Raw genomic sequence first — 6,209 nt, 5'->3', positions numbered from 1 at the left:
CTCATCCGACAGGTTGTACAGTGACTGCAGGATAAGGATCTTGAACAGCAATATCGCATCGTATCCTCTGGGGCCAACGTTTGACTTTCGTTTCTTATTGCGGACTTTTTCGATAGCCGGTCGGAACAATTCCCAATCAATAACCTCATTCAGCCTAGCGAGGGGGTCACCATTCTTGTCAATTTTGTGCAGTCTATCCTGCAGATCGAAAAAGCCGGGCTGAATCATGGTTGTCTCCATCGAGTAAGGTTACCGCTTGATCTCAAATCGACAGAATTGTACCAAATTTATGCAAAAACAGCAAGTTAACTGTCAAGATGCTGCGAATTACTGTATTTAATTTTCAAGGAACCCTTATATAATGAACGGAACCAAATTAATGGGCTCTCAATCCTATGAAAAACTCGAAGAATTCATGTTTGCTAATAATATTCTAAAAAAAACAAAGGCATAATTGGGTAGAACGGCATTAAACGGGGCCTTGCCACAATAACTACTTGATACAATTGTTTAACAAAGACCGCCTGGCATGTAACCAGTCGATATTACCAGGTCGCATTATCAATCATTAAACCGAAAAGGAAAGGAATATAAGAAAACCTATCGATACCAGATCAAGCTAACGAGATGATGCAGCGGACAAAGCGGCGATCATCACCTTCCTGGCGGCTGCGCCGCCTGGAATCATGGTGCTGCCTCGGTCCAGCCCCTTGCCGGTCGCTTTGCGCCGGAACAAGGTACCGGACCTGACACCGTGATCTCTTTTCGTCCATCAGCCAGATAAGGGGGGAGGTTTTTGAATGAAAAACATCATTTTGTTGTCAGACGGTACCGGAAACGGCGCTGCCAAAAGGCACCGAACCAATGTCTGGCGGCTCTACGACGCTCTCGACTTTCATAAAAGGAATCAGATCGCCTGTTATGACGACGGCGTGGGCTCCCAGGAGTTCATCGTCTTCAAACTCCTGGGAGGGGCCTTTGGCTGGGGCCTCAAGAGGAACGTGCTTGACCTCTACACCTTCCTCTGCCGAAACTATACCTCCAAGAAAGATTACGAAGAAGAGGCCAAGAGAAAGGGAACCCAGGGAGAGAATACAGACAATGCGGTCCCCTCCGAAAGCAGAGCTGAAGAAAAGGACGGCAAAGATTACCAGGACGACAAGATCTACCTCTTTGGTTTCAGCCGGGGAGCCTTTACTGTCCGTATTCTCGCTGACCTGATTGACAAGTGCGGCCTGTGCACTCCTTTTCAAGACAACGAGGACCTGCGCGACAAGGCGGAGAGGATCTTCAACTCCTACCGGGCCGGCAAAAATACCGGATGGCTGTATCAACGATATCGCAAAGTACGCAAGATCTTTGCCGACGACGCCCCCTGCCAGGACCCCGGCCCTACTAAACCGTCCATAGAGTTCATTGGCGTCTGGGACACCGTTGACGCCTACGGCTTTCCCGTTGACGAAATCACCGAACTCTGGGACCGGTTCATCTTTCCAATTCGGTTTACCAACAACGACCTGCCAGGCATGGTCAAAAAAGCCTGTCAGGCGCTCTCCATAGACGACGAGCGCCATACCTTCCACCCCATTCTCTGGAACGAACCGGGCGGTGAAGATCCCGACCGGATCGAGCAGGTCTGGTTCCCGGGGGTGCACTCCGACGTGGGCGGCGGTTACCCGAGAAACAAACTCGCCCTGGTGACCCTGGATTGGATGATCACCAAGGTCGAAGGTCCCGGCGGCCTTCGTTTCATCCCAGAGGTGCGCAGGCTTTATACCACTAAATCTGAATGGCACGGGATCCAGCACGACTCCCGGCGCGGACTGGCCGCCTATTACCGCTACAAACCGCGCGACATCGAGCAGATCGGTAAGACCGACGGGGTCAGGATCGACAGCATAAAGATCCACAACGGGGTACTGGAAAGGATCGAGGGCAACGTGGTTCCCTATGCCCCCACCGGCCTGCCGGAAAATTACGAGACCGTTTGGACCAGAAGGAGTTCAACCGGGACCAGAAGAGTTTACGAGACCAACGCCGACGCCCAAAAAAGAGCCGCAGCAATGGAGGCGGCCCGGGATGTTATCTTCATGCGCAGGTGGCTCTATGGAGTTCTGCTGGCCGTGACACTCGTCCTCCTCTACTCGAGGTTCTTTCTGGCTTGGGACCAGGACGGGACCTGCAAGGAGACGGCCTGTCTGCTCGATCCGGTTCTGCAACTGGCCATCAACATGCTTCCTTATTTTGCTCGCGGCTGGATCGAGGCATTGAGGCAGAACCCTTCCTGGCTCTGGGGTTTTGTCGGCATCTATTCTGTCCTCCTCTCCCTAAAAGTTATCCTGCTGAAGAAAACCCAGGCCAAGGCAGCAGCCGCGTGGGTTACGCTGAAGAGCAAGAACACCCCCATGGCCACAGGCGTCCCTCCTGAATATTCTCCTGCACTCATCAATAGGCTCAGGAAATTTGCCTGCTCCGAATTTATCCGGAGGATGAAGAAGATTGTGGTCAATCTGGTCTTTGCGGGCTTCCTGATCCTGCTGGCCATGCTTGCCGGACGGACCGTCTCTCACCTGCGTAGCGTCTTCGGCCAGCTCCACCAAGCAACAGAAGGCGCGACAACGCTCACCGCGTCCCGGACAATGGAGTTCAATATCAACAGGCCCGCCTTTGCCAGTGGCAATCTTTCTGGAAAGAGGGAAAAGATACCGCTTTGAGGTGGAAGTTCCAGCAGGTGATGACAACTCGTTTGACGGCGCATACGAGGCTGGCCCGGCGGGCCTCGGGCCTCGTACCCCCCTGGATGACAGAACTCCGGATCCCGCTCCAACGGCTTATCTCCGAACCCTGGTTCAAGCTGGTGGGCCGCATCAACGATAGGGGCAATGAAAATTGGGCTATATCCGGATCTCCCAAAAGAGTTGAGCAGGCAAATCCGCCCCGCAGCATTGTTTAGGAGAAAACAGGCCTGGCCAGGAATTCAATGCCTTCTGAACCGATTTTGAAGTAATCATGACCTCACCTTCAGGCTCAAAAGCTATGAAGGACTTAAGCCAAAGCTTGTTACATCAACAAGGCGGTTAGGAGATTCGGATTGCCCCATTCTCTTTCTCCGTCATGCCCGCGCAGGCGGGCATCCAGGTTAAGGGCGCTGCATCCTTTCTCCAAGACTGGATTCCCGCCTGCGCGGGAATGACAACCAAGAATGAAGAGAGGAAAGAGCCCCTCGCTGCTCATGGGTTTTGAAATCAAGATAGACCCGAAAATTGTATACTTCTTCGCCTCAGACCAGGTTTAACCAACAAGATAGGCCCGGACCCACATCAATGGCCTCCGGGCCCAGATGAGACAAGAATGGGGTTCAGGCTATCCGGAGGCTGGCAAAAGCATAACAGATCCTGTTTTTTCAGATTAGCCCCTTGCAAAGCTCAGTGTTATTGCCATGCAAAGGCTTGATACCAAGCTTAGCGCCTCCTGCCGAGATTGCACCTCTTTCCCATTTCACCTCAAATTCTCAAGGGCCTCTCCAACAGGCGGGGCCTCCTTGATGAACGCTTCCAGTGTTTCACACCGATACTGACTGCATTTGGCACAGTGAACTGTATCCTTGTCCCTGTTGCATTTTCGCACGGGACACATGTTTTCTGTGAAAAAAAACTTGAGCCCCTCTGACTTGCAGCCAGTGCAGTTGATTTGCTCGGGTTTGATATCCGCGTTATGCTCCCTGCTCCATTTCTCGGCTACTTCGACCCTTTTAGCATCGCTGTTTTCTTGGGTTGCCAGATACCCTTCACATTTCTCACAATCCATTCCGCAATAAGCAATCATGTTTCCCTCCATTTATAGTGGCCACCTTGAAAAAATTCTTTTTCTTCCAATCTCGGCGTTGCGCTCAAAATTTTATCCTCGGAATATCAAATATATGCCTACGGTAAAATTTATCGCGCGCCTTGATCTTGATCGAAAAATCTCATTTTTCAAGGTACCCTAGTGTTATTTTCAGCCAAGGTCCAAGGTACGATATTTGCCGAATGCTGTATTGGAAGAATGGAACATTTATGCGTTTTTCAAGAACGATTGCGGCGTGATGCCTGTGATTTTTTTAAATTCGCTGATCATGTGGGACTGGTCATAGTAGCCGCATATTTGTGCCAGGTCACCAAGACTGGATGTTGAGTTTGTTTTGTATATCTCAATAAGTCGATTGACTCTGACAACCTGAGAAAAGAATTTTGGCGTCAAGCCGGTGTGCCTTTGAAATTTCCTGGTAAGATGTTGACGACTACAGCCAATTTTTTGAGTAATTTCCTGAATACTTACCCTCCCACTCGACAACTCAATTATAGAGATGGCAGATTGTATTTGTTTTTCAAATACTGGCTGATCAGATAATATCTGCTGAAACATTGAGCTGATGCGCGACAATCTTTCCTGAGGGCAGTTCATGTTGGCCAAACTGTCCGCCATGGTATCAGTTTCTTGACCCTGGAGATCATTTATCTCAACGATCTGGTCAACCATCTCTTTAAGAGGCGAAGGAAAAAACAGTGAGGCCATCCCCGGCTTGAACCTGGCTCCAAACAGGTTGCTTTTTGTATTTTGTATCGGTTTTGTCATCGGACCAACAACCAGACATTTTGACTGTGTGGGGACATTCAAGTCAAAAATTATATCCACGCAGCCATCTGGGATAATTGGATTCGAAGTGGCCAGGCTCTTGGCGGAATGAGCAGAGTACGACCAATAGCAATGCACCAACGGCTGCAAGCACAAGGGTGGGGCATACTCAATGTAATGATTATCCTGCAAAACCACTCCTGATTGTTCGATGAAAGTAGCATCAGAGGGACAAGCCACGTTTTTGGGTAGAGTGCGGTTCCATCGTTAAAACGCGGCAGTCCCCTGATGACGCACCCCGATGACGGGCGTCCAATTCTAAACGGCGAAGGATTCCAGTCAGACCGCCTGAAGAGATGTGGGAACCTGAGGGGCGCCTGCATGCAGGTGAAAGAGTACATTGAAGTCACCGTCTCATATACTTTTTTTTTCGATTGCACGAACAATTTCCCCCTGAAGCTGTTCTCCAATCTTGAGCAACAAAATCATCTCAGGTTCGATTTCTTTCCAAGCTTCCGGCCAGTTTTTATCACCAGGACAAGCAGTTGAAATACCAAGCTATTCTCCGTCCAGCCCTCCTGTCTATTCACTCTAGCTGAAACTACACCGCAAAATTATCTTGCGGGAAAGGTAATTTTGCGGCAAAGTATCTTTCCGGAAAGACAATTTGCCGGATTAACGTTCCAACAAAGCGCCTTGGCGTACATGCTTGACGCGACATCAAAAGGGTCCTGGCTAGCAGGTAATAAAAATTAGTGGGGAGTTAACAGTGAGATCAACAAAAGACAGAGTTCGCCACACGGTCCTATTCGAAATAGGTTTAGTACTCCTTTGTTCTCCGATGGTATCGATAGTACTTGAAAAAGATATATTGCATACCGGAGGCTTAACTATCTGCCTCTCCGTTATAGCGATGATTGTAAACTATCTTTACAACGTAATATTTGACCATGTTTTATTACGACTTGGACGATCATTAGCAAATCGCTCGGCAAAACTTCGTGCAATACATGCGATTTTATTTGAAGCAAGTCTTTTGCTGGCAGCCCTCCCCCTTATCGCCTTCACCCTTGATCTATCATTGTGGCAGGCATTTTTAACCGATGTTGGATTTAGCACCTTCGCTCTAATCTATGCCTTTGCTTTCAACTGGGCATATGATTACTTTCTGCCGATTCCGGACACCGCTCCGATGTAGATGTCAACCGTACCAATGTATTACTTTAAGAATTTGACAATTAAATTACCGAGCCACGGATAACCTGAACAACAGACCGTCCTAACAAACACAATAACGACAGGAGGATCCAACAATGAACTTCAAAGCTATTTTCACCTATGAAGATGACACCGAAAAAACCTATTTTTACAACAACAAGAAATCAGCGGTATCGATCATAGAGATGATTTTGAATGCTCAAGAGATACCTAGAGAGGGAGCGCTTAGGGTTACGCATGTAGATTTATACAGCAACGACAAGTTGGTTCAAAATATTCCAGCCTGGTGATTACAAACCATCAGAGGACAGGCCATGGCTTAATCATACCCCAGCCAAAACCGTGGCCTGTCTCCTTAGACCAAGAAAGGGGGTATT

Annotated in this window: 5 protein-coding genes and 1 pseudogene; 3 read left to right on the top strand and 3 right to left on the bottom strand. The window is 48.9% G+C overall.

The window, feature by feature from the left end:
- Nucleotides 1–228: pseudogene (locus G494_RS27490) on the bottom strand (IS5/IS1182 family transposase); the annotation flags it as partial.
- Between the two features lie 572 nt (nt 229–800).
- Here G494_RS27490 and G494_RS0119390 point away from each other — a divergent pair.
- A complete protein-coding gene (locus tag G494_RS0119390; RefSeq protein ID WP_028585844.1) occupies nt 801–2,714 on the top strand; it encodes a DUF2235 domain-containing protein in 1,914 nt (637 codons plus the stop codon).
- A 784-nt stretch (nt 2,715–3,498) separates the two neighbouring features.
- Here the strand turns inward: G494_RS0119390 and G494_RS0119375 are convergent.
- A complete protein-coding gene (locus tag G494_RS0119375; RefSeq protein WP_084457110.1) occupies nt 3,499–3,825 on the bottom strand; it encodes a DUF3795 domain-containing protein in 327 nt (108 codons plus the stop codon).
- 228 nt (nt 3,826–4,053) lie between these two features.
- Nucleotides 4,054–4,806 carry a helix-turn-helix transcriptional regulator gene (locus tag G494_RS0119370; RefSeq protein WP_028585841.1) on the bottom strand — a complete coding sequence of 251 codons (753 nt, stop codon included), beginning with the start codon at nt 4,804–4,806 and terminating at the stop codon, nt 4,054–4,056.
- A gap of 577 nt (nt 4,807–5,383) precedes the next feature.
- Here G494_RS0119370 and G494_RS0119360 point away from each other — a divergent pair.
- Both G494_RS0119360 and G494_RS0119355 read left to right on the top strand, forming a co-directional pair.
- Nucleotides 5,384–5,812, top strand: a complete 429-nt coding sequence (locus G494_RS0119360; RefSeq protein WP_028585839.1) for a PACE efflux transporter — start codon at nt 5,384–5,386, stop codon at nt 5,810–5,812.
- A gap of 115 nt (nt 5,813–5,927) precedes the next feature.
- Nucleotides 5,928–6,122 (top strand): hypothetical protein, encoded by a 195-nt coding sequence (locus G494_RS0119355; RefSeq protein WP_028585838.1) that lies wholly within the window; start codon nt 5,928–5,930, stop codon nt 6,120–6,122.
- The last annotated feature ends 87 nt before the right edge of the window (nt 6,123–6,209 follow it).

It is taken from the genome of Desulfogranum mediterraneum DSM 13871 (assembly GCF_000429965.1).
In the GTDB taxonomy this organism is placed as follows: Bacteria; Desulfobacterota; Desulfobulbia; order Desulfobulbales; family Desulfobulbaceae; genus Desulfogranum; species Desulfogranum mediterraneum.
The sequence above is the reverse complement of the archived record's forward strand: the minus strand, read 5'-3'. Positions and strand labels throughout refer to the sequence as shown.